The organism is Roseomonas sp. HF4 (genome assembly GCF_005222755.1).
GTDB lineage: Bacteria > Pseudomonadota > Alphaproteobacteria > Acetobacterales > Acetobacteraceae > Neoroseomonas.
The window spans coordinates 43,200-66,035 of the sequence record NZ_STGD01000005.1; the positions used below are offsets into that span (position 1 = coordinate 43,200).

At 71.7% G+C, this 22,836-nt stretch carries 24 protein-coding genes; 13 read left to right on the forward strand and 11 right to left on the reverse strand.

Features of this window, described 5'->3' with window-relative positions; genetic code table 11:
* Positions 1 to 152: 152 nt before the first annotated feature.
* The 5 genes from E8M80_RS09435 to E8M80_RS09455 are packed head-to-tail and all read right to left on the reverse strand — an operon-like array spanning position 153 to position 4,421.
* Complete coding sequence (locus E8M80_RS09435) at positions 153 to 563, reverse strand: GNAT family N-acetyltransferase (protein WP_240789962.1); 411 nt, start codon at positions 561 to 563, stop codon at positions 153 to 155.
* 26 nt (positions 564 to 589) lie between these two features.
* Positions 590 to 1,891, reverse strand: a complete 1,302-nt coding sequence (locus tag E8M80_RS09440; protein WP_137125437.1) for a class I SAM-dependent methyltransferase — start codon at positions 1,889 to 1,891, stop codon at positions 590 to 592.
* Between the two features lie 5 nt (positions 1,892 to 1,896).
* Positions 1,897 to 2,856, reverse strand: a complete 960-nt coding sequence (locus tag E8M80_RS09445; protein WP_137125438.1) for an ABC transporter substrate-binding protein — start codon at positions 2,854 to 2,856, stop codon at positions 1,897 to 1,899.
* A gap of 49 nt (positions 2,857 to 2,905) precedes the next feature.
* Positions 2,906 to 3,673, reverse strand: coding sequence for an ABC transporter permease (locus E8M80_RS09450; RefSeq protein WP_137125439.1), 768 nt, complete (start codon positions 3,671 to 3,673; stop codon positions 2,906 to 2,908).
* Positions 3,663 to 4,421, reverse strand: coding sequence for an ABC transporter ATP-binding protein (locus E8M80_RS09455; RefSeq protein ID WP_240789963.1), 759 nt, complete (start codon positions 4,419 to 4,421; stop codon positions 3,663 to 3,665). Before E8M80_RS09455 ends, E8M80_RS09450 begins: the two co-directional genes overlap by 11 nt.
* 137 nt (positions 4,422 to 4,558) lie before the next feature.
* Between E8M80_RS09455 and E8M80_RS09460 the strand changes: the two genes are divergently transcribed.
* The 5 genes from E8M80_RS09460 (at position 4,559) to E8M80_RS09480 (ending at position 9,495) form a co-directional block, all read left to right on the forward strand.
* Positions 4,559 to 5,473: an SDR family NAD(P)-dependent oxidoreductase gene (locus E8M80_RS09460; RefSeq protein WP_137125441.1), complete on the forward strand. Its 915-nt coding sequence runs from the start codon at positions 4,559 to 4,561 to the stop codon at positions 5,471 to 5,473.
* 218 nt (positions 5,474 to 5,691) lie between these two features.
* Complete coding sequence (locus E8M80_RS09465) at positions 5,692 to 5,931, forward strand: hypothetical protein (RefSeq protein ID WP_137125442.1); 240 nt, start codon at positions 5,692 to 5,694, stop codon at positions 5,929 to 5,931.
* A 13-nt stretch (positions 5,932 to 5,944) separates the two neighbouring features.
* Positions 5,945 to 7,996, forward strand: coding sequence for an acetate--CoA ligase family protein (locus E8M80_RS09470; RefSeq protein ID WP_137125443.1), 2,052 nt, complete (start codon positions 5,945 to 5,947; stop codon positions 7,994 to 7,996).
* Between the two features lie 22 nt (positions 7,997 to 8,018).
* A complete protein-coding gene (locus tag E8M80_RS09475; protein ID WP_170979307.1) occupies positions 8,019 to 8,831 on the forward strand; it encodes a nitroreductase family protein in 813 nt (270 codons plus the stop codon).
* Entirely contained in the window at positions 8,824 to 9,495 is a 672-nt protein-coding gene (locus tag E8M80_RS09480) for an NUDIX hydrolase (RefSeq protein WP_240789964.1), read from the forward strand. The genes E8M80_RS09475 and E8M80_RS09480 overlap by 8 nt, the downstream gene beginning before the upstream one ends.
* Here E8M80_RS09480 and E8M80_RS09485 read toward each other — a convergent pair.
* Complete coding sequence (locus E8M80_RS09485; protein WP_137125446.1) at positions 9,483 to 9,689, reverse strand: hypothetical protein; 207 nt, start codon at positions 9,687 to 9,689, stop codon at positions 9,483 to 9,485. The genes E8M80_RS09480 and E8M80_RS09485 overlap by 13 nt on opposite strands.
* 149 nt (positions 9,690 to 9,838) lie before the next feature.
* On the opposite strand from E8M80_RS09485, the gene E8M80_RS09490 reads away from it, so the two are divergent.
* Genes E8M80_RS09490 through E8M80_RS09505 form a run of 4 tightly spaced genes read left to right on the forward strand, consistent with a single transcriptional unit; the run spans position 9,839 to position 12,819 of the window.
* On the forward strand, positions 9,839 to 10,678 hold the full coding sequence (locus E8M80_RS09490) for a transporter substrate-binding domain-containing protein (RefSeq protein ID WP_137125447.1): 840 nt from the start codon (positions 9,839 to 9,841) through the stop codon (positions 10,676 to 10,678).
* Between the two features lie 31 nt (positions 10,679 to 10,709).
* Positions 10,710 to 11,453, forward strand: coding sequence for an amino acid ABC transporter ATP-binding protein (locus E8M80_RS09495; RefSeq protein WP_137125448.1), 744 nt, complete (start codon positions 10,710 to 10,712; stop codon positions 11,451 to 11,453).
* A 3-nt stretch (positions 11,454 to 11,456) separates the two neighbouring features.
* Positions 11,457 to 12,137 carry an amino acid ABC transporter permease gene (locus tag E8M80_RS09500; RefSeq protein ID WP_137125449.1) on the forward strand — a complete coding sequence of 227 codons (681 nt, stop codon included), beginning with the start codon at positions 11,457 to 11,459 and terminating at the stop codon, positions 12,135 to 12,137.
* 7 nt (positions 12,138 to 12,144) lie between these two features.
* Complete coding sequence (locus E8M80_RS09505) at positions 12,145 to 12,819, forward strand: amino acid ABC transporter permease (protein WP_137125450.1); 675 nt, start codon at positions 12,145 to 12,147, stop codon at positions 12,817 to 12,819.
* 103 nt (positions 12,820 to 12,922) lie between these two features.
* Here the strand turns inward: E8M80_RS09505 and E8M80_RS09510 are convergent, their stop codons facing one another.
* Genes E8M80_RS09510 through E8M80_RS09520 form a run of 3 tightly spaced genes read right to left on the reverse strand, consistent with a single transcriptional unit; the run spans position 12,923 to position 15,978 of the window.
* On the reverse strand, positions 12,923 to 13,684 hold the full coding sequence (locus tag E8M80_RS09510; protein ID WP_137125451.1) for a creatininase family protein: 762 nt from the start codon (positions 13,682 to 13,684) through the stop codon (positions 12,923 to 12,925).
* A 51-nt stretch (positions 13,685 to 13,735) separates the two neighbouring features.
* On the reverse strand, positions 13,736 to 15,268 hold the full coding sequence (locus tag E8M80_RS09515; protein WP_137125452.1) for a cryptochrome/photolyase family protein: 1,533 nt from the start codon (positions 15,266 to 15,268) through the stop codon (positions 13,736 to 13,738).
* On the reverse strand, positions 15,265 to 15,978 hold the full coding sequence (locus E8M80_RS09520; RefSeq protein WP_137125453.1) for a DUF6134 family protein: 714 nt from the start codon (positions 15,976 to 15,978) through the stop codon (positions 15,265 to 15,267). The genes E8M80_RS09515 and E8M80_RS09520 overlap by 4 nt, the downstream gene beginning before the upstream one ends.
* 215 nt (positions 15,979 to 16,193) lie before the next feature.
* On the opposite strand from E8M80_RS09520, the gene E8M80_RS09525 reads away from it, so the two are divergent.
* The 4 genes from E8M80_RS09525 (at position 16,194) to gltA (ending at position 20,390) form a co-directional block, all read left to right on the forward strand.
* Positions 16,194 to 16,727 carry a histidine phosphatase family protein gene (locus tag E8M80_RS09525; protein WP_137125454.1) on the forward strand — a complete coding sequence of 178 codons (534 nt, stop codon included), beginning with the start codon at positions 16,194 to 16,196 and terminating at the stop codon, positions 16,725 to 16,727.
* Positions 16,724 to 18,298 (forward strand): CHAD domain-containing protein, encoded by a 1,575-nt coding sequence (locus tag E8M80_RS09530; protein ID WP_137125455.1) that lies wholly within the window; start codon positions 16,724 to 16,726, stop codon positions 18,296 to 18,298. The genes E8M80_RS09525 and E8M80_RS09530 overlap by 4 nt, the downstream gene beginning before the upstream one ends.
* A gap of 102 nt (positions 18,299 to 18,400) precedes the next feature.
* Complete coding sequence (locus E8M80_RS09535; RefSeq protein WP_137125456.1) at positions 18,401 to 18,958, forward strand: thermonuclease family protein; 558 nt, start codon at positions 18,401 to 18,403, stop codon at positions 18,956 to 18,958.
* 124 nt (positions 18,959 to 19,082) lie between these two features.
* Positions 19,083 to 20,390 (forward strand): citrate synthase, encoded by a 1,308-nt coding sequence (gltA, locus tag E8M80_RS09540; RefSeq protein WP_137125457.1) that lies wholly within the window; start codon positions 19,083 to 19,085, stop codon positions 20,388 to 20,390.
* Positions 20,391 to 20,428: 38 nt separating this feature from the next.
* Here gltA and E8M80_RS09545 read toward each other — a convergent pair whose 3' ends face one another.
* The gene (locus E8M80_RS09545) at positions 20,429 to 22,030 is read right to left on the reverse strand and encodes an MBL fold metallo-hydrolase RNA specificity domain-containing protein (protein ID WP_137125458.1); all 1,602 of its coding nucleotides are present in this window, start codon (positions 22,028 to 22,030) and stop codon (positions 20,429 to 20,431) included.
* Positions 22,031 to 22,035: 5 nt separating this feature from the next.
* Positions 22,036 to 22,797 (reverse strand): SDR family NAD(P)-dependent oxidoreductase, encoded by a 762-nt coding sequence (locus tag E8M80_RS09550; RefSeq protein WP_137125459.1) that lies wholly within the window; start codon positions 22,795 to 22,797, stop codon positions 22,036 to 22,038.
* Positions 22,798 to 22,836 lie beyond the last annotated feature (39 nt).

Here is a 22,836-nt window from a genome sequence, read left to right on the forward strand (position 1 = left end):
CTCCCTGGTGCTGGACACGCGCGTCCGAACGTCACGTGTGCCGCGGCGCGGCGTTTGCCAGCCCGGATTTCGCCGATGGCCCCGCCGGGGTTACGCGGCGCGCCCGCCCGGGCGCGCGGTGGGCATGCGGGGCCCGGACATGGCTGACGAGCTCACAGTGCCAGCTTCATCCCCTCATGGCTCGCGACGAAGCCGAGCGATTCGTAGAAGCGGTGCGCCTCCGGCCGCGCCTTGTCGGTCGTCAGCTGCACCAGGCCGCAGCCGCGCGCGCGGCACGCCTCGATGGCCCATTCGAACATCCGGCGGCCAAGACCCGTCCCGCGATGGCCCGAGGCGATGCGCACGCTCTCGATCTGCCCGCGCCACATCCCCTTGCGCGACAGGCCGGGGATGAAAGTGAGCTGCAGGCAGCCGACGACGCGCCCGATCTCCTCCGCCACCGCGAGCAGCTGGTTGGGGTCGGCCTCGATCGCGGCGAAGGCCGCTTCATAGGCGGGGTCGCCCGGCACCTCGCGCCCCGCGCCCAGCATGTCGTCGGCCAGCAGGGCCACGATCGCCGGCAAGTCGGCTTCCGTCGCGCGCCGCAGGATCACCCGTAGAGGTCCGCCCGCGTCAGTGGCAGGCCCGACGCGCCCCTCGCGCGCTTGGTCGCCAGCGTCTGGAAGATGCCGACCGTGCCGCGCTCGAAGGCCAGCGCGCAGCCGGCCATGTAGGTGATCCAGATGTCGGTCTTGGCGGCGCCCACTTCCTGCACGGCGGCGTCGCGGTTCGCGAACAGCCGCTCGGTCCAGGCGCGGCAGGTGCGGGCGTAGTGCTCGCGCAGCGCCTCGACGTCGTGGATCTCGAAGCCGTTGCGCTCCAGCGCATCGTGCTCGGCGCCGAGGTGGTCGAGTTCGCCGCCGGGGAAGATGTAGCGGGTCAGAGCCTCGAACTCAGGACGCTTCTTGCGGAACGTCTTCTCGTCGCGCTTCATCGGCCGCGCGATGGCGTGGTGCAGGTAGGCCCCGCGCGGGCGCAGCAATTCGCGGATGCGCGCGAAGTAGCCCTCCCGGTTGTCGAGGCCGACCGCCTCGTACATGCCCACACTCGCCACCTTGTCGAATGGCTCGGCCTTCAGCGTGCGGAAATCCGTCAGCTCGATCGTGACGCGGTCCTGGAGGCCGAGGCGCTTCACCTTCTCGACCGCGTAGGCGTATTGCTCCTCGGCCAGCGTCACGCCATGCGCCTTCACGCCGTAGTTCCGCGCCGCATGGCAGACCAGCCCGCCCCAGCCGCAGCCGATGTCGAGGAAGCGTTCCCCCGGCTGCAGCCGCAGCTTCCGGCAGACGTGGTCGAGCTTGGCGACCTGCGCTTCCGCGAGCGTCGCCTCGGGCGTCGGGTAGTAGGCGCAGGTGTAGACCATCTCGGGGCAGAGAAAGAGCGCGTAGAAGGCGTTCGACAGGTCGTAGTGGAAATGCATCAACGCCTTGTCGTCGCGCCCCTCGCCGTATTTCGCGGCGTCGCCGGGGCCGGAGAAGGCGTGCGAGCCCTGCGACTTGCCCGCCCCGAAGGCGAAGGGCAGCAACCCGCGCGCCAGCGCCAACTTGTCGAGTCGCTTCAGCAGGCCACGGCGGCCATGCTCAGCGCGCTCGGCGAGATCGAGCAGCGTGCCACCCTCGATCGCGACATCCCCGGCGGCCATCGCCTCGATCAGCGTGGTCAGGCGCGGGCGCCGCACCAGGCGCGTGAGCGCCGCCGGGTCGCGGATCGCGACCGCCACATCGCCGCGCGGCGCGGGCCCGAGCGGCACCTCGGACCCGTCCCAGAGGCGGAGCATGAGATCCGCCTTCAGATGCTCCGCGACATGCGCGGCCAGGCGGCGGACGCGGTCGGCACCCTTGTCCGCCGCCATGCGCGTCAGATCCGCACGCGGTCCGGCGCGACCCAGCGCAGCGGATCGGCCCAGATCACGTCCGACGTCGTCACCGGCCGGTCCAGCCGGTTCATGCCGCGCAGCTGGTCGATCGCGAGCTGGATGTTCGCCACGCTGTCGGCGGTCAGGTTCATCCGGTAGGCGACCTTGGTCATCAGCTCCGCGATGAAGGCGCGGTCCTGGCGCAGGAAGCGCGCCACCTGTGCCGCCGCTTGGTCCTTGTTGGTCTCGATGAATTCCTGCGCCTGGATCAGGGCGCGCATCAGGCGCTCGGTCGTGGCACGGTTCTCAGTCGCCCAGGCCTTGTTCATGTAGACGAAGTTGCGGACGATCTGGATGCTCTCGTTGTTGATCAGGATGTGGGTGTTCGGAATGGCGCGCTGCGCGCGGGTCGGCCAGGGCTCCCACACCGCGAAGGCGTCGATGTTGCCGCGTTCGAGGGCGGCGACCATCTCCGGCGCCTCGACGTTCACGATGGTGTAGTCGGCGGGGTTCAGGTTGAGCTTGGCCACGACCGACAGCCAGAAGGTCTCGCTGCCGGTGCCGCGCGCAACGCCGACGCGCTTGCCCTTGAGTTCGTCCATGGTGCGGATGTTGCGGCCGAGCACGCTGATCCAGCGCAGCAGCGCCGTGCCCTCGGCCACCGCGACCACGTTGGGGTCGCGCACATTGGCAGACACCCCGGCCTGCTCCGCGCCATAGGCGGAATTGACCTGGTTTCCGATCAGGAATGCGATCATGGCCGAGCCGGACGGCCCGGTGTTGACCGTCACGTCGAGGCCGTTGCGCTCGAAGAAGCCGCCTTCCTTGGCGACGTAGAAGGGCGCGAAGGACGGGTCGACGCCGGTCGCGATGGTCACGCGCGTGGGCGACTGCCCGGCGGCGGGCAGGACATAGGCGCCGGCGGCCGCGGCCGGCAGCGCGAGGATGGAACGACGGTTCATCTTGCTTCTCCCTGTTGGGTCGGAGGGTGGCTCCACGCCACCTGCGTGGTCAGACAGTCGCGTTGAAGCGTCCGGCGAAGGTACGGATCAGGAAGCGGAAGGCGCGGTCGGTCATGAAGCCGAGCAGCCCGAGTGCCACCAGGGCCACGAAGATGTCCTCGATCTGCATGAACAGCCGCGCATCCCACAGAAGCTTGCCGAGCCCGTCGTTCGAGGCGACGAGCTCGGCCGCCACGATGGTGACGAAGGCGTTGGACATGGCAAGCCGCATGCCGGTCAGGATGTAGGGCACCGTCGCCGGCAGCGCGACGAGGCCGAAGACCTGCAGGCGCGTGGCGCCCAGGCACCGCGCCGCGCGGATCTTGTCCCGCCCCACGGCGCCCACGCCCGCCGCCGTGCTGATGATGACGACGAAGACCGTGGTGTAGGCGATGAGGAAGACCTTGCTCTCCTCCCCGATGCCGAACCAGATCACGGCGACGGTGATCATCGCGACGGCGGGAATGAAGCGGAAGAACTCGGTCCAGGGTTCCAGCAGCCAGCGCACCGGGCGGAAGGACCCGATGGCGAGGCCGACCGGGATGCCGATCGCGCTGCCCAGCAGGAAGCCCTGCAGGATGCGCCGCATCGATGCGACGATCTGCTCCTGCAGGATGTTGTCCTCGATCAGCACCACCGCCCGCTCGAAGACCGGCCAGGGCGGCGGGAACAGGATCGACTTCACGAGCACCGTCGCCGCCAGGTGCCAGATCAGGAACAGCAGCGCGAAGCCCGCGACATAGCCCGCGGCGGTGGCGAGGCGGCTGTCAGTGCGCACCGTGGATCTCGTCGTGAATGAGGGCGTGGACCTCCCGGAACGCCGCCATAAAGGCGTCCGAGGTGCGCTCGCGCGGGAAGGGCAGGTCGACCGGGATGATGGCCTTCAGCGTGCCGCCCGGGCCGCGCTTCATGACGCCGACGCGCGTCGCCAGCGCCACCGCTTCCTCGATGTCGTGCGTGATGAACAGCACGGTCTTCCTGGTCTCGGCCCAGATGCGCGACAGCTCACCCTGCAGCACCGCGCGCGTCATGGCATCGAGCGCGCCGAAAGGCTCGTCCATCAGCAGCATGCGCGGGTCGTTGGCCAGCGCGCGGGCGATCTGGATGCGCTGCTTCATGCCGCCCGAAAGTTCCGACGGGTGCTTCGCCCCCTGCCCGGTCAGGCCGACCATCTTCAGGTAGTGCTCGGCCTTGGCACGACGTTCCGCCCGGCCCATGCCGCGCAGGCGCAGCCCGAAGGCGATGTTGTCGAGCGCGGTCAGCCAGTCATAGAGACTGTCATGGCCCTGGAAGACGACGCCGCGATCGGCGCCCGGCCGCTCCACCGGCACCCCGTCGAGCAGGATGCGCCCGGCGGTCGGCCGCTCGAAGCCGGCGACCATGTTCAGCACCGTGGTCTTGCCGCAGCCCGAGGTGCCCAGCAGGCAGAAGAACTCGCCGTCCGCCAAGTCGAGCGTGAAGTCGCGCACGGCCTCCCACGCGCCTGTCCGGCCGCTGTAGGTCTTCCCAACGCCGTCGAGCGTCACCAAAGCCACGTCAAGCCCCGTCGATCCGCATGGATTTCATTAGGGCTGGTACGCCCGGCCGGCAACCCGGCTTCACGCGCTGGGGGGGCGGGGCTAGAACCTCGGGCGGCTGGAAACCACACAGGAGGGAACGCCGGATGCCGAACATGCTCGAGGGCAAGGTCGCGATCGTGACGGGGGCCGGCAACGGCATCGGGCGCGAGATCGCCATCATGATGGCGCAGCAGGGCGCCAAGGTGATCATCAACGACGTCGGCGCCTCGGTCTCGGGCGAGGGCCAGGACGCGACGCCGGCGCAGCAGACCAAGGCGATCATCGCGCAGAACGGCGGCAGCGCCGAGATCTCGGCCGAGAGCGTCGCCACCTGGGCCAGCGCGCAGAAGATCGTGCAGTCCGCGCTCGACCATTTCGGCCGCATCGACATCGTGGTGAACAACGCCGGCATCCTGCGCGACCAGATCTTCCACCGCATGACGCCCGAGGAATGGGACAGCGTCATTGCGGTCCACCTGTCCGGGTCGTTCTACGTCTCCCGCGCGGCGGCCACGCATTTCCGCCAGCAGCAGTCCGGCGCCTTCGTGCACATGTCGTCCACCTCCGGGCTCATCGGCAATTTCGGCCAGGCGAACTACTCGGCGGCCAAGATCGGCATCGTCGGGCTGTCGAAGTCGATCGCGCTCGACATGGCGCGGTTCAACGTACGGTCCAACTGCATCGCGCCCTTCGCCTGGTCGCGCATGACCGGCACCATCCCGGCGGAAACTCCCGAGCAGAAGCGCCGCGTCGAGCGCATCATGCAGATGACGCCCGACAAGAACGCACCGCTCGCGGTCTTCCTGGCGTCGGACGCGGCGAAGGACGTGACGGGGCAGATCTTCTCGCCCCGCATGAACGAGCTGTTCGTCTACAGCCAGATCCGCCCGATCAAGTCGGTGCATCGCGAGAATGGCTGGACGCCGGAGGCGATCGCGGAATACGCGCTGCCCTCGCTCGCGCAGGGCTTCTCGAAGCTCGAGCGGTCCGGCGACGTCTTCTGCTGGGACCCGATCTGACGGCCGCGCCACGGCGGGCGCTGGCCCTGGCGTTCTGCGCCCTGGCCGCGCCCGCCCTCGGCCAGGTCTCCCGGGCGGCGCTGGACGCCGCGCAGCGGCTGCCGCCGACGCGCGCGCTCGAGGCACCGCTGCGCGCCGCGCCCTGCGCATTCGCGCCGGTCGCGCAGCACCTCGACCGGCTGCCCTCGAACCTGCCATGGGCTCGGCCCGACGCGGCCGTGCTTTTCTCGGAGCTGCCAGGCCTCGCACCCGGCAGCCGCGCCGTGGTGCTGCGTCCGACGCGCGAACTCCTGGCCCGCGCCGCGACGCGGGCGCGCATCGCCGAGGGCGACATCACGCTGCACGACCTCGACCTCGCGCCGCTGCCGGCCGATGCGCCGGCGCCGGCCTTCCTCGCCATCCATGTCGCGCCTCCCGCCATGCTGCCCGAAGGCTGCGTCGCGCAGGGGCAGCGCTGAACCGGACCCCACCATGACCGACCTCGCGCCCGCCCTGCTGAACCCCCGCCACATCGCGCTGGTGGGCGCCTCGGCCGACCCCGCGCGCCTGACGGCCCGCGCGCAGGTCTATCTCCGCAAGCACGGCTTCGACGGCGACCTCTATCCGGTGAACCCGCGCGCGGAGACGGTGCTCGGCGAGCGATCCTACCCGACCATCGCCGACATCCCGGGGCCGGTGGACCTCGCCTACCTGCTGCTCGGCACCGAACATGTCGAGGGCGTCATCGCCGATGTCGCGGCCAAGGGCATCCCGGTCGCGGCGATCCTGGCGGACGGCTTCGCGGAAGCCGGGCCGGAGGGCCAGGCACGCCAGGCGCGGCTGCTGGCCACGGCGCGCGCCGCCGGCGTGCGCATCCTCGGGCCCAATTCCATGGGGCTGATCAACCTGAACGCCCGCACCGCCTGCTCGGTGAACGCGGCGCTGGAAGCCGAGAGCCTGCCCGCCGGGCGCCTCGCGCTCGTCTCGCAGTCGGGCTCGATGCTCGGCGCCATCATGGCGCGCGGCGCCGCGCGCGGCCTCGGCTTCTCGCACCTGATCAGCACCGGCAACGAGGCCGACCTGACCGCGAGCGAGATCGCCGGCCTGCTGGTCGACGACCCAGAGGTCGACGCCATCCTGCTGTTCCTGGAGGCGATCCGCCGCGCCGACCTGCTGGCCGCGGCCGCGCGCCGCGCCCATGCGGCGGGCAAGCCGATCATCGCCTTCAAGCTCGGGCGTTCGTCCTTCGGCGCGGAGCTGGCGAACAGCCACACCGGCGCGCTGGCGGGCTCGGATGCCGCCGCCGACGCCTTCTTCCGCGCCAACGGCATCGCGCGCGTGACGATGATCGAGGCGCTGCTCGAAGCCCCCGCGCTGTTCGTCGGACGCAGGCCGCTGGCCGCGCCGAAGCGCGCCGTCTCGGTCATGACAACCACGGGCGGCGGCGGCGCCATGGCGGTCGATGCGCTCGGCGTCGCCGGCATCGAGACGCGCGCGCCGGATGCGACGGCGGTCGAGGGCCTGAAGGCCGCCGGCCTGCCGCATCACGGGCGGATGATCGACGTGACGCTGGCCGGCACGCGGGCGGACAAGGTGCAGGCCGCGCTCGCGGCGCTCGCGGCGGACCCGGATACCGACCTGGCGCTGTCCGTGATCGGCTCCTCGGCCCAGTTCCGGCCGCATGACGCGGTTGCGGGCATCCTGGCCGCGGCGAAGGCGGGCCATGCGAAGCCGATCGCGGCCTTCCTGGTGCCGCAGGCGGATGTCTCGCTGCGGATGCTGGGGGAGGCCGGCGTCGCCGCCTTCCGCACGCCGGAATCCTGCGCCGACGCCATCCGCGCCTTCCTCGACTGGCGCGCGCCGCGGTCGCCGTCCTCCGCGCCGTCCATCAGCTTCCCGCTGCCCGCGCGACCGGATGAGGGCGATGCGCGGCAGCTCATGGCCATGCTCGGAATCGACACGGGCTATTCCGTCATGCGCACGCCGCAGGACGCGCCGGACGGGCTGAACTTCCCCGTGGCGCTCAAGGTCCTCTCGCCCGACCTCGCCCACAAGACGGAGGTCGGCGGCGTCGCGCTGAACATCCCGGATGCGGGGGCGCTGCAGGCCGAGGCCCAGGCCATGCTGTCCCGCGTGCGCGAACGCGCGCCCGACGCGCGGATCACGGGCTTCCTGGTGCAGCCCATGGTGCGCGGCCTGGCCGAGGCGATCATCGGCTTCCGCCGCGACCCCGAGGCCGGGCCGGTCGTGCTGGTCGGCGCCGGCGGCGTGCTGGCCGAACTGCACCGCGACACCGCGCTGCGCTGCGCCCCGGTGACCGAGGCGGAGGCGCGCGAGATGATCGCCGAGGTGAAGGGCCTGCGCCCGGTCTCGGGCTGGCGGTCCCTGCCGCGCGGCGACCTCGAGGCGCTGGCGCGCGCCGTCGTCGCCGTCTCCCGCCTGGCCGCCCTGCCCGAGGTGGCGGAGGCGGAGATCAACCCGCTCATCATCCTCGGCGAGGGCCGGGGCGTCGCCGTCGCCGATGCCTGGGTGGTCCGCGGCTGAGGTTCCGTGCCACCCTGGCGCCATGACCCCCGCCGACCTGATCCGCGCGCGCTACGGCGCCCTGCCCTTCGACCCGCCGGCGGAGATCCCGCCGGCCCTTGCGACCCTGCTGGACCGTCGCGTCACGCGCCGATACCGGCCGGACGACGTGCCGGGCCCGCTGCTCGACACCGTGCTGGCCGCCGCGCAATCCGCGCCGTCCAAGTCCGACCTGCAGCAGTATTCCATCATCGTCACGCGCGACGCGGCGAAGATCGGCAAGGTCGCCGACTGGATCGGCACCATGCCCTGGATCAAGGACGCCCCCGTGCTGCTGCTGTTCTGCGGCGACATGCGGCGCGGCCAGCAGGCCTGCGCGCAGCATGGCCGCGCGCATGCCAACAACAACATGGACACCTTCCTCAACACCGCGGTCGATGCGGCGCTGGCCATGGGCATGGCGATCGCGGCGGCCGATGCGGCCGGCCTCGGCACCTGCCCGATCTCCTATGTCCGCAGCCACATCGAGAAGGTCGGGCCGCTTTTCCGCCTGCCAGAGGGCGTCTATCCCGTGGCCGGCCTGAGCCTCGGATGGCCCGAGGCGCGCAACGAGACGACGCCGCGCCTGCCGCCGTCGGTCGTCGTGCACCGCGAAACCTACGACGATGCGGGGCTGGGGGAGGCGCTCGACGTGTATGACGCGCTCCGCCCGCGCCAGAAGCCACGCTACCCCGAGGTGCATGGGCCGTCCTCGGCGGGCTGCACCTGGTCCGAGAATGCCGCGCGGCAGCTTTCGGTGCCGGAGCGCTTCGGCTTCCGTGCCTGGCTGCGCCTCCGGGGCTTCCTTCTTGACTGATCCGACCGCCGACAATCCCGGCGGCGCGGACGCCGAAGGCCACGCGCGGCGCATCGTGCGCCCGCGCGACGCGGCGAGCCTGATCCTGTGGCGCATCGGGCCTGCCGGGCCGGAACTGCTGATGGGCCGGCGCCACGCCCGCCACCGCTTCATGCCCGACGTGATGGTCTTTCCCGGCGGCCGCGTCGACCCGGACGACCATCGCCTGTCGGCGGTCAGCGAACTTCAGCCGGGAACGCGGCGGATGCTGGAACGGCGTGCGACGCCGGGCCGCGCCCGCGCGCTCGGCATCGCCGCCGCGCGCGAATTGTTCGAGGAGACCGGCCTCGTGCTCGGCGAGCGACGGGGCGACGGCGTCGCCGCCGACCTCGGCGCGCTGCACTACATCTGTCGCGCGGTGACGCCAGGCGGCCGGCCGATCCGCTTCAACGCCCGCTTCCTCGCCGCCCCGGCCGCTGCGGTGCAGGGCGACATCGCGGGCTCGGGTGAACTGGAGGACCTCGACTGGTACACGCCGGACCGTGCGCACCGGCACCATGTCGCGGACATCACCGGGAAGGTGATGGTGGAATTCCTCGATTGGCTCGACATGTCGCCGCCCACGCGGTCGTCACGCGCGCTGGTCGTCTTCCGCGGCATGGACAACCGGCATCAGGAACGCTGATCGGTCCGTGGGCGGCGACGTGGCTCGAGCGTGAGAACGCCGCCCAGCAAGAGCGCGCCGCTGCAGATCGCGAGGAACGCCGCGGCGGCCAGCGGAATCCGCCCGGGCGCCGTCGCGTCGCCCAGCAGAAGCAGGATGAGCAGCAGCGTCGAGACTGTTCCGGCCCCGATCATGGCCAGCGGCAGGATAGGCATGGCGTCGCTCCGTTCAATCGGAGTTAGACCTGCCTGCGACGGCGGCAGCGGGACCGTGGCGCGGCAAGTTTGTGGCAGCCCTCCGCATGGACAGCATGGCGGCCATCTGGAAATGTTGATCCGCAAGTCCTGAACAGGAGGTTTCCGTCATGCGCAGGCTCATCGCCGCCGCCCTCATCTCCGCCGCCCTCGCCGGGCCGGCGCTCGCACAGACCCAGCCACCGCTGCGCTGCGCGGTGGACGGCACCTTCGCCCCGCACGCCTTCCCGTCGCTCCAGGGCGGCGTGCAGGGCTTCCAGATCGACCTCTTCCGCGAAGTCGCGCGCCGCATGGGGCGGGAGATCGTGATCGACAGCGCGTCCTTCTCGGGCCTCATTCCCGCGCTGAACGCCGGGCGCTACGATTTCCTCTGCGCGCCGACGACGGTCACGCGCGAACGCGCCGAGGCGCTGCTCTTCACCGAGGGCTACATCTGGACCGAGCTGCAGTTCGGCATCCGCCGCGGCAGCCCGCCGATCAATTCGGAGGAGGATCTTCGCGGCCGAACCATCAGCGTGAACAAGGGCACGCCCTATGAACGCTGGGTGACCGCGAATGCCGAACGCCTGAACCTCACGCTGCTCGCCTTCGACACGCAGCCCGACGCCGTGCAGGCCGTGCTGCAGGGGCGCGCGCAGGCGAACCTCTCGGGCAACACGGTCGTCCGCTACTCGGCGTCGCGCACGCCGCAGTTCGTCGCATCCTGGGTGTTGCCGGGTACGCGGCTGCACTGGGGCGCGCCGTTCCGCCGCGATTCCGGCGCGCTGCGCAACCAGGTCGAGGACGTGCTGACCTGCATGAAGCGCGACGGCACCGTGGCCCGCCTGTCCGAGCGCTGGTTCGGCGATGTCCCCGGCCCCGACCAGGCCGAGCGCATCGAGTTCCCCGGCTACGGCCCGCCCGACATGCCGGGCTGGGACGCGACGCCGCAGAACCCGCAATGCGGCTGATGGCCGCAGCGTCGATCACGGTGCGGGGCGCATGAGCCCCGCACCGATCGTGGATGCCCGCGCCATCCACAAGCACTTCGGGCATCTGCATGTGCTGAAGGGCGTGGACCTGCAGGTGGCCGAGAAGGAACTCGTGTTCCTGATCGGCCCCTCGGGCTCAGGCAAGTCCACGCTGTTGCGTTGCCTCAACCGGCTGGAGGACCCGTCCTCCGGCTCGGTCGTGGTCGACGGCATCGACATGCTCGACAAGCGGACGGACATCAACAAGGCGCGCCAGCGCATCGGCATGGTGTTCCAGTCCTTCAACCTCTATCCGCACATGACGGCGCTCGGGAACGTCGCGCTCGCGCTCCGCAAGGTGCAGGGGCTCGGACGCGCGGAGGCCGAGGCCAAGGGGCGCGCCGCCCTCGACCGCGTGCACCTCGCCGAGAAGGCGGAGACCTACCCGCTGCAGCTCTCGGGCGGGCAGCAGCAGCGCGTGGCCATCGCGCGCGCCATCGCGCTCGAGCCCCGCGTCATGCTGTTCGACGAGCCGACCAGCGCGCTCGATCCGGAACTCGTGGGCGGCGTGCTCGCCGTGATGCGCGAATTGCGGGAAGACGGCATGACCATGGTCGTGGTCAGCCACGAGATGGGCTTCGCAAAGGCCGCGGCGGACCGCGTGGTGTTCATGTCGGACGGCATGATCATCGAGACCGGCGCGCCGGCCGAGATCTTCGCCAACCCCCGGGAAGAACGCACGCGCGCCTTCATCAGCCAGATCGAACGGCATTGAGCCATGACGGGCTGGGAGCGCTTCACCGACAGCTTCTTCAACGCGCGCGTCATGGAGCAGTACCTGCCCAAGATCATCGAGGGCTTCGGCCTGACGGTGATCCTCGCGCTGCTCATCATCGTCGCGGGGCTGGCGGCGGGGCTGCTGCTGGCGCTGCTGCGCGCCTTCGCGATCCGGCCGCTCAACTGGCTGATCATCTTCACGGTCGACCTGTTCCGCGCGCTGCCGCCGCTCGTGATCATCGTGCTGCTGTTCTTCGGCCTGCCCTCGGCGGGGATGGAACTGTCCGGCTTCGCCTCCACCTGGCTCGCGCTGGCGCTCGTGCTGATGGCCTTCTCGGAGGAGATCTTCTGGGCCGGCATCACCTCGGTGCCGAAAGGGCAGTGGGAGGCGGCGCGCTCCACCGGCCTCGGCTTCGTGGCGACGCTGCGGGACGTCGTGCTGCCACAGGCGTTGCGCCTCACCATACCGCCGCTGACCAACCGCACCATCGCCATCACCAAGGGCACGGCGCTCGCGTCCGTCGTCGCGGTGCAGGACATCCTCGGTGCCGCGCACGGCGCGGTGTCGCATTCCTACAACCCGTCGCCGCTGACCATGGGCGCGATCGCGTACCTCATCCTGTTCTTCCCCGTCGTCGTGCTCGGCCGCTGGATCGAGACGCGCTTCGCCTGGAAAAGGTAGGCGCCGGATGGAAGACTTCCTCCTCGCCTTCCTGAACTGGCAGATCGTCCAGGAAGCCTGGCCGATCCTCTGGGACGGGCTGAAATCCACCCTGGCGCTGTCGGCGATGGTGGTGCCGCTCGGCATCGCGGGCGGCATCATCCTGGCCGTGCTCTCGACGCTGCCCTCCCCCTGGGTGCGCTGGCCGCTGCGCGTCTGGGTGGACACCTTCCGCGCGCTGCCCCCGCTCGTGCTGCTGATCTTCCTGTTCGCGGGGTTGCCCTTCGCCGGGGTCGACATCGGCGCATGGGGGGCGGTCGCGGTCGGCTTCTTCCTCAACACCGGCGCCTATTACGGGGAGATCCTGCGCGCCGGCATCGAGAGCGTGCCGCGCGGGCAGATCGAGGCCGCGCGCAGCACGGGCCTCACCTCCGGCCAGACCATGCGCCATGTCGTGCTGCCGCAGGCCGTGCGGAACGTGCTGCCGGACCTCATCTCGAACACGCTCGAGGTGGTGAAGCTCACCTCCATCGCCTCCGTCGTGGCGCTGCCCGAATTGCTGTTCCAGGCGCGCCAGGCGCAATCCGTGACCTACAACGCGACGCCGATCGTGGCCGCTGCCGTGGTCTACTTCATCCTGCTGTGGCCCGTCGTGCGGCTGCTGTCGCGGCTCGAGAACCGGCAGCTCGCGTCGCGGCGATAAGACTGGGGGGAGAAGCGAACTTCTCCCCCCAGCCCTCCCCAACCTTTTTTGAATCCAAAGAAGGTTGGGGGTCCGGGGGAAGTTCCCTTCCCCCGGACTTCCTTCACGTCCAGAGCCGCGCATCCCCCAACTCGGCCGCGATCCGCTCCGCCGCCGCCGCCAGCAGCGCCTCCCCTTTCGCCGCCGATGCCGCGCGCGCATCGCCGATCACGCCGGACGGCGTCATCTCCTTGAAGGACCGCCGGCGGATCATCGCCGCCGGCTGTCCTTCGGGCCGGGTCGAATGGGGCCCGTGCGCCTCCTCGAGCCGCTCGGCGCGCACGGCCTCGGGCATCAGCGCCATCATCATGGACGTCTCGGCCTCGCAGGCGTGCAGCACGTTCGACTGCCGCTCGAGGATGGGCGCGAAGGCATCGCCTGCCAGATGCCAGTAGGTGCCGGCCGCGACCTTGATGCCGAATTCGACCTGGCATTCGCCGCCGACCACGGCGACCGCCTCGGCATTCCCGCCATGGCCGTTCAGCAGCATCGCCCGCTTGAACCCCGCCCGCGCGGCAGACCGCACGACGCCCTTCAGCACGGCCGAGAAGGCCGCGAAATCCAGTGTCACCGTGCCACCGAAGGCCACGTGGTGCTCGGCGAGGCCGGTCCAGACACAGGGCGTCACCACCACCGGCCGCCCGGCCTCGGCCATGCGCCGCGCCACGCGCTGCGCCACGCCGGTCGCGCAGACGATGTCGACGCCGGTCGCGAGGTGCGGCCCGTGCTGCTCGAGCGAGGCGACCGGCACGATCACCAGCGCGTCCGCCGCCGCGCGCGCGTTCAATTCGGCGAAGGTCAGCTTCATCCATTCGATCTCGGTCATCGCATCCTTCCTCCCCGGGGCCGCAGCGCCCGCAGGATGGGGCGCGCGCCGTCAGCCGTCGAGACTGTCCAGGAAGCGCGCCGCCTCCTGCCGCATCGCCGCGACCTTGCGCGCATCCATCTTCGCCAGGGTGCGCAGCGGCATCGCCATGCGCGGGTTGCCCGCGAAGCGCGCCGCATGCCGCGCGATGAAGTCCCAGTAGAGGAAGTTGAACGGGCAGGCACGCGGGCCCACCGCCTGCTTCGGGTCGTGCGCGCAGCCGCCGCAATAGTCCGACATGCGGTTGATGTAGGCGCCCGACGCCGCATAGGGCTTGGACGCCATCACCCCGCCATCGGCATGGATCGCCATGCCATGGGTGTTGGGCAGTTCCACCCATTCGAAGGCATCGGCATAGACCGCCAGGTACCAGGCATTGATCTCGGCCGGGGCGATGCCGGCCAGCAGCGCGAAATTGCCCGTCACCATCAGCCGCTGGATGTGGTGCGCGTAGGCGAGGTCGCGCGTCTGCGCCACCGCCTGTTCGATGCAGCGCATCGTGGTCGGCCCGCCCCAGTAGAAGCCCGGCAGCGGCCGCGTGGCGTCGAGCGCATTGCCCTCCGCATAGCCCGGCATCAGATGCCAGTAGATGCCGCGCACGTATTCCCGCCAGCCGAGGATCTGGCGGATGAAGCCCTCGACCGCGTTGAGCGGCGCGCGCCCCGCGCGCCAGGCCTCCTCGGCGGCGCGACAGGCCTCCATCGGGTCGAGCAGCCCGATGTTGAGGCTGGTCGAGACCAGGGCGTGGAACATGGTTGGCTGGCCGGCGGCCATGGCATCCTGGTAGTCGCCGAACAGCGCCAGCCTGTCGCGAAGGAAGGCGTCGAGCGCGGCACGTGCATCCTGCGCCGTGACAGGCCAGGCGAAGCCCTCGACATCGCCGAAATGCGCGCCGAAACGCTCCGCCACCAGCGCCATCACCTCGCGCGTCATGGCGTCGGGCGCGAAGCGGACCGGGGGCGGCGGCACGAGACCCTTGGGCAGCGCTGCGCGGTTCTCGGAATCGTAGTTCCACTTGCCGCCGGCGGGCTCGTCGCCCGCCATCAGCAGCCCGGTCTCGCGCCGCATCTCGCGGTAGAAGAACTCCATGCGGTATTGCTTCCGGCCCTGCGCCCAGGCGCGGAAGCGCGGCAGCGAACAGAGGAAGCGGCCATCCTCGCGGATCTCGACCGGCAGGCCAGCGGCGGCTTCCCAGCCCTGCATGTCCTGCAGCACGCGCCATTCGCCGGGATGGGTCGCGACGATGCGCGCCGGGCGGTGCCGCGCGACCGCGCGCAGCACCTCGCCGCGGAAGGACTGTGTGTTGTCCGGGTCGTCGAGGCGCACGTGGTCGACCTTGACGCCGCGCGCCGCGAGCGCCCGCGCGAAATGCCGCATGGCCGAGAGCACCAGCACGATCTTCTGTGGATGATGCGGAACGTAGGTGCATTCCCCCTGCACCTCCATCAGCAGCACCACGTCGCGGGCGGGATCGAGCCCCTCCAGCGCCGCCAGATTGCGCGAGAGCTGGTCGCCCAGCACGACCCGCAGGACGCCGTCGCTCATGCCGGCTCGTATTCGATGTCGGTGCCGTCCTCGCCGCGTGCCGAAAAGCCGACCCAGCGCCCGGCCCCGTCGAAGCCGACGGTCGCCGTCACGTCGCCGCTGCACGCGAATTCAGGGCCGCCGGCCGGCCCGCGCCGCGTCCGCCAGGCAAGGGCCAGCGCGCGCCCGGTCGTCGTCCCGAACAGCGGCAGGCGCCCGCCGAGCCGCCCCATCTCCCACCACGACAGCGGCGCCGCATCGGCCGGCAGGCGCTGCGGGCCCTCGGTTCCGTCCAGCAGCACCGCGCCCGCAACCGCCTCCCCGCGCACCTCGACGATGCGGCCGTTGCGGTTCAGGCGCGAGGTCACGCGGCGGAACCGCCCGCCCACGGTCACCTCTTCGTACACATGCTCGTATCGGTAGACGACGATACCCATGAAGGCGGGCCGGATCAGCAGTTCCGATGTCGCGACCCGTTCCGCCCCCCGTGACGCGAAGCGGACCCGGTGGGTGCCGACGACATCGCCCCGCCGCCGCACGCGGAAGGCGATGTCGCCCTCCGCCGCGGCGGCGCCCGCGGGCAGCAGTGCAACCGGCAGCAGCAGAGCGTGCCGCCGGCGCAGGAGCGGCAGCCTTCCGCCCGGGCGCACCGGCCGCGGGCCTGGCGCGCACGGGGCTTCCGGCACCCGTCGGCGCGGCGCGGGGTCATGCGTTGCGATCGCCTCGGCCATCCATTCCTTCCCGGTCAACGACACGGCCGGCGCGGCGGCCGCGCGGGACTGCCGCGCGATCGCCACGCGGCCCCGACGGCGCCGCCTGCCTATGGTTGGGGATGCCGGCCTGCGCCGCAACCATGCCGAGGAACAGCGCAGCCGTTCCGGCCGCCTCACGATGGCACCGCCCCGCCCGCGACAGGCGCCGCGGGGCGTGGCAGGATGCCGCCGCGATGCGCCAGCTTCTCCTCCTCCGGCACGCGAAATCCTCCTGGGACGATCCCTCCCTGCCCGACCACGCGCGGCCGCTGAACGCGCGCGGCCGGCGCGCAGCCGTCGCGATGGCTGCGGCGATGCGCGACCTCGGCCTGGAGCCGGACGTGGTCCTGGTCTCCTCCGCCCGGCGGACGCTCCAGACGCTCGAGGCGATCTCCCCCTTTGCCGAAAGCCCGCTGGTCGAGCCGATGGACGACCTCTATTTGGCCCCCTGGCCGCGGCTGCTCGACGCGCTGCGCCGGGCGCCGGAGACGGCGCGCAGCGTCATGGTGATCGGCCACAACCCGGGACTGCACGACCTCGCGCTCGCGCTCGTCGGTGCCGCCGGCATGGCGATCGGCTCGGCTTCCGCCCGGCGGATGGCCGAGGGGTTCCCGACCTGCGCGCTGGCGGAATTCGTCGTGGCGACCCCGTGGCAGGCGCTGGGAGAGGGCGGCGGCCGCCTGGTGCGGTTCCTGGTGCCCGCCGACCTGCCGGAAATGGCGCTGTGACCTCCGCCGGCCGCGCGACACGCCCGCGCGGCCCCGAGGCCGACGCGCCGCCCGAAGCCGCGGCGCCGCCCGCGACGCCGGCCGTGGTCGATGCCACGACGCTCGACTTCACCCTGCCGCCAGAAGCTGCGTCCCGGCTCGGCCGACTGCCCTTCGTGCAGGCCCATCGCGCCGGCAAGGCGCGCAGCGCAGCGGCCGAGATCGTCTGGCACGACACCGCGGACGGCGCCGTCGCCGCGGCGGGCCTGGCAGTCGAGGCGCCCCGCCGCGGCCCGAGGCGCCTGCTGCGGGTGGTGCCGGCACCCTGGGCGCCCTGGCACCCCGGCCAGCCGCCCGAGACGCTGCGCCTCCTGGGCGCCACCGACCTTCCGGCGGAGGCGGGGGATGGCCCGCTCGTGGCCGTCGCCGCCTTCACGGGCCGTCGGCACGCCTTCCGGCTGACGGACGAGGACGGCACGGTCGAGGCCGTCCTGCTGTCCGGACGGCTGCGCGCGGTCGCGGCCGAGCGCCCCGCGGCGCGGCTTTCGCTCACCGGCCCGCCGGCGGCGCTGCTCCGGGTTGCCGCGGGCCTCGCCGCCGCGCTGCCGCTTCTCCCGCCGCTCTGCGCACTCGCCGAGGAAGGGCGCGCGCTCGCGAGCGGCGGCGATCCGCGGCCGCACCGGCTCGGCCCGCCCGACACCTCGCGCGCCGGCACGGCCGAGGATGCCTTCCTGCGCGCCACCGGCCACCTGCTCGAGGTGCTGCGCCAGCAGACGGCCCGCATCCGGCCCGATGGCGGGCCCGAGGCCGTGCACCAGTCGCGCGTCGCGCTGCGCCGGCTGCGCTCGCTGTTCCGGGTGTTCCGCAGCGCCACCGATTGCGCGGCGCTGCGCGGCCTCGACGCCCGCTTCCGGGAGGTTCTGGCCGTGCTCGGCCCCGCACGGGACTGGGACGTATTCCTGGGCGGCATCGGCCGGCAGGTCGCGGACGCCTTCCCGGCGGAGAAGCGCGTCGCCGCCCTGCTCCGCGCCGCCGCGGCGCGCCGGGACGCGGCCTACCGGGCGGTGCTCGCGATGCTGGACGCGCCGGCCTGGCGCCTGCTGCTGCTGGACGCGCTCGGCATGCAACTCGCCCGCCCCTGGCGGGACGACGCACCGGAGGAGGTGCGCCGGGCGCTGGATGCCCCGGCCCCGGAGTTCGGTCGCGCCATCCTCGAGCGCCGCTGGCATCGTCTGCGCCGCGCGGGGGAGGATTTCGAGCAACTGGACGCGGAGGCGCTGCACGAGCTCCGCCTCGACGGCAAGCGCCTGCGCTACGCCGCCGAGGTGTTCGCCCCGGTCTTCGGGGCCAAGGCGGGCAAGCGCTTCCTCCGGCGCGTCGCGGCGCTCCAGGACGGGCTCGGCATCGCGAACGACGCGGCGGTGGCGCGCGGGCTGGCGCGGAGCCTGGCCGCCCCGGGCCAGGCCGGGCGCGTCTGGGCGGTCGGCGTGGTGGAGGGCTGGTGCGAGGCGCGCGTTGCCACGCATCGCGGCGACGCATTCGAGGCCTGGAGGCGGCTCGGCGGCAAGGATCGTTTCTGGACAGGTGCCTAGGGCGAATTCCTGCGATGGCTTCATGCGGCTGCGCCCGCGAATCTTGCGTTTTCGCACGCCTCCCCGGTTGCCTCGCGCGGCGGCTCGGTCTAGCCATCCCACGTGCTTGAACGACGGCGCATCTTCAAGGGCCGCAGGTCCCGCCAACGTCTGTCCCGCGCCGCCCTCGTGCTGATGGCGGCGGTGGCGGCGCCATTCGTCGTGGCGGTCGTGCTGCCCTCCAACCTTCTCGGCTCGGCGCCATCCGATCGCCAGTGGCACGCGCCCGGCGCGACCGTGCGGATCGTGGACGGCGAGACCATGGGCCTCGGCGACCGCATCGTGCGGCTCGCGGGGCTGTCGGCCCCTGCACGGGGCGATGCCTGCCGCAGTGGCAGCGGCCAGGGCTTCGACTGCGGCACCGCCGCGACCGCGGCACTGACCCGTCTTGTCGGCGGGCGCGACGTCACCTGCCGCATCGTGGGCCAGGACGGCTTCGGCCGCGGCCTCGGCGACTGCGACGCGGCCGGCGCGGCGCTCAACAAGGCGTTGGTCGGCCAGGGCTTCGCGCTCGCGACGAACGACGCGCTGCGCGGCGAGGAAGCCGCCGCGCGCCAGGCCTCACGCGGCCTCTGGGCGCATGGCGTCGGTGCGCCGCCGGGCTGGCGCGTGCGGGACTGAAACCGGGCCCCTGCGCCACGGGGCGCGTTTGCCAAGCGGCTCCCGCGGCCGTTATCTTGCACTGCACCAAAACGGCGGGGGCAGCATTCCGGCGCCCGCCCGAAGAACCTGAGGAAGTTCCCGCATGAGCAGCAAGTCCAACGGCTCCATCACCGTCACGTTGGAGGGCACGAACAAGAGCACCACCCTCCCGCTGCTCGGCGGCACGCTCGGCCCGCAGGTCGCCGACATCCGCAAGCTCTATGGCGACCTCGGCATCTTCACCTACGACCCCGGCTACGGCGCGACGGCGTCGTGCGAGAGCACCATCACCTACATCGACGGCGACGAGGGCGTGCTGCTCTATCGCGGCTACCCGATCGAGCAGCTGGCGGAGAACTCGAACTTCCTCGAGGTCGCGCACCTGCTGCTGTTCGGCGATCTGCCGAATGCGAAGCAGCACGCCGAGTTCCACAAGGGCGTCACCTACCACACCATGCTGCACGAGCAGCTGCGCCGCTTCTTCGACGGCTTCCGTCGGGATGCCCACCCGATGGCGATCATGTGCGGCGTGGTCGGCGCGCTCGCGGCCTTCTACCACGACAACCTCGACATCAACGACCCGAAGGCGCGCGAGATCGCGGCCTACCGGCTGATCGCCAAGGTGCCGACGATCGCGGCCTGGGCCTACAAGTACTCGATCGGCCAGCCCTTCATGTATCCACGCAACGACCTCGGCTATGCCGAGAACTTCCTGTACATGCTGAACGCAGTGCCGGCCGAGGAATACAAGAACAACCCGATCCTATCGCGCGCGATGGACCGGATCCTGATCCTGCATGCGGACCACGAGCAGAACGCCTCGACCTCCACCGTGCGGCTCGCGGGCTCGACGGGCGCCAACCCCTTCGCCTGCATCGCGGCCGGCATCGCCGCCCTTTGGGGCCCCGCGCATGGCGGCGCCAACGAGGCGGTGCTGAAGATGCTGGCCGAGATCGGCAGCCCGGAGAACATCCCGGCCTTCATCAGCGAGGTGAAGGACAAGAACTCCCACACCAAGCTCATGGGCTTCGGCCACCGGGTCTACAAGAACTTCGACCCGCGCGCGAAGATCATGAAGGAGACCTGCCACGAGGTCCTGGCCGAGCTTGGCATCAAGAACGAGCCGCTGCTCGACATGGCGATGGAGATGGAGCGGATCGCGCTGTCGGACGACTATTTCGTCAGCCGCAAGCTGTACCCGAACGTCGATTTCTATTCGGGCATCATCCTGAAGGCGATGGGCATTCCCACGCACATGTTCACCGTGCTGTTCGCGGTGGCGCGCACCGTCGGCTGGGTGAGCCAGTGGAAGGAACTGATCGAGGACCCGTCGCAGCGCATCGGCCGCCCGCGGCAAATCTACACCGGCGCCGGGCCGCGCGACTTCGTCCCGATGGCCAGGCGCGGCTGACACGGCCGATCGGCCGCGGCATCCGGAAGGGGGGGCGCTCACGCCCCCCTTTGCATGTCGAGCGCCCGGCGCAGCGCCGCCATCAGTGCCGTGCGCGCGGCGGCGTCCGGCGCGCGCTCGATCGCGTCCTCGATCGACAGCAGCAAGGCGGCCCGTGCATTGTGCCAGTCCGGCCGGCCGGCCTCGGCCGGTTCTGAGCGGCGCCGGCGCACCTCCCGCTTCGCCGGCGGCTGCCCGGCCGCCAGGGAAAAGGCGTCGTCGAGGATGGGCTGCAGGACCTGCGCCGCGCGGGCGACGCCCTCGGCCGCGAGGCGCGTGGCCAACGCCTGCATCGCGGGCGGCTCCCCATGCACCAGGAAGACCCCGCCCGCGACCGGGCCGCGCGCCTTCAACCAGGCAACGAGCTCCGGTGCATCGGCATGGCCGGAATAGTCGCGGATCTCCCGGATGTTGGCGCCCACGCGGATCGTCTCGCCCTGGATGCGGACCTCCGGCTTGCCCTCCTGCAGCAGGCGGCCGAGCGTGCCCTCGGCCTGGTAGCCGGTCAGCAGCACCGTCGCCTCCGGCGCCCAGAGCCAGCGCTTGAGATGGTGCCGGATCCGCCCGGCATCGCACATGCCCGACCCCGCGATGACGATGTGGAAGCCCTCCACATCGGCGATGCGGCGGGACTGCTCGCCGCTTTCGGTGAAGTTCAGCAGCGGCGAGCGGAGCGCGCGCTTCACCGACCGCCCGTTCTCGAGCGTCGCGGCGTGTTCGAGGAAGACTTCGGTCGCGCGGATCGCCAGCGGGCTGTCCACCATGATCGGCGCCTGCGGGATGCGCCCGGCCTGCATCATCGTCACGAGGTCCCAGCAGATCTCCTGCGTGCGCTCCACCGCGAAGGCCGGGATCAGCAGCGCGCCGCCCGCCTGCGCGGCCTCCTGCACGATGCCGGCCAGGCGCTCGCGCCGCGCCGCGTGGTCGACGCAGGGCTTGTCCTCGTCGCCGTAGGTGCTTTCCAGGAACACGTGGTCGAGCCCGCGCGGCCCCTCGGGATCCGCATGGAACACGGCGCAGTCGGGGCCGAGGTCGCCCGAGACCAGGATGCGCACCGGCGCCTCCCCCTCCTCCGTCACCTCCAGCTCGATCGAGGCCGAGCCCAGCATGTGCCCGGCATTCCACCAGCGCGCGCGCACGCCCGGCAGCGGCTCCGTCCAGCGGTCCAGCGGCACGGCACGGAAGGCGCGGATCGCGGCGGCGGCATCGGCCGAGGTGTAGATCGGCTCGACCTCCGGCCGGCCGCGACGCCGGTTGCGGCGGTTGAGGAAGGCGACCTCCATCTCCTGCACGTGTCCGCTGTCCGGCAGCATGACGGCGCAGAGGTCCTGCGTCGGCCCCGTCGCGTGGATCGGGCCGCGGAAGCCCTCCTTCACCAGCTTCGGCAGCAGACCGGAATGGTCGATATGGGCATGCGTCAGCAGCACCGCGTCGATGTCGCGCGGCGCATAGGGGAAGGGTTCCCAGTTCAGCGCCTTCAGCGTCTTCGGCCCCTGGAACAGGCCGCAATCGACCAGGAACTTCGCGCGCGAGGTCTCGAACAGCAGCGACAGGCCCGTGACGGTGCGCGCGGCGCCGCAGGCGCGGAGGGTGACGGGCATCGGGCCTACTCCGCCGTCACGCCGCCATCGACGGGCAGCGCGATGCCCGTGATGCCGGACGCGGCTGCCGACAGCAGGAAGACGACCGGCCCCGCGATGTCCTCGGGTTCCATGATGCGTCCGAGCGGGATACGCGCGCTGGTCGCGGCGACGAAGGCGGCGTCCGCCATCAGGTCGGCGGCCAGCGGCGTGTTCACGAGCCCCGGGCAGACAGCGTTCACGCGGATGCCCATGGGGCCGAGTTCGAGCGCCATCGCGCGCGTCAGCCCCATCACGGCGTGCTTGGTCGCGGCGTAGAGGCTGCGGTTGCGCGCGCCGACCAGGCCCGCGATCGAGGCGATGTTGACGATGGCACCCTTCGTCGCCGCCTTCGCCATGCCGCGCGCGACCTCCTGCGCCACGATGGTGGCGCCCTTCACGTTGAGGCCGAGCACGCGATCCATCTCGGCCTCGCTCGCCTCGAGGAAGGGCTCGCGCGTGACGCTGCCGGCATTGTTCACGAGGCCGTCGAGGCGGCCCGCCATCCCGATCGCGCGGCGGATCGCGTCCGGGTCGGCGGCGTCGAAGGGCAGCACCTCCGCCCGCCCGCCGGCGCCCGCGATCGCCGCAGCCACCTCCTCGAGCTCCGGCCGGCGGCGGGCGGCAAGCACCACCTCGGCGCCGACGGCCGCGGCGGCCAACGCCACCGCGCGGCCGATGCCGAGCGAGGCGCCTGTCACGAGGATGCGGCGGCCGTCGAGTCGGAAATCTGGCGCGGCAGGTGTCATGCAGTCTCCTCCGGGGGCGTGGTGGCCGACCCTTCGCGC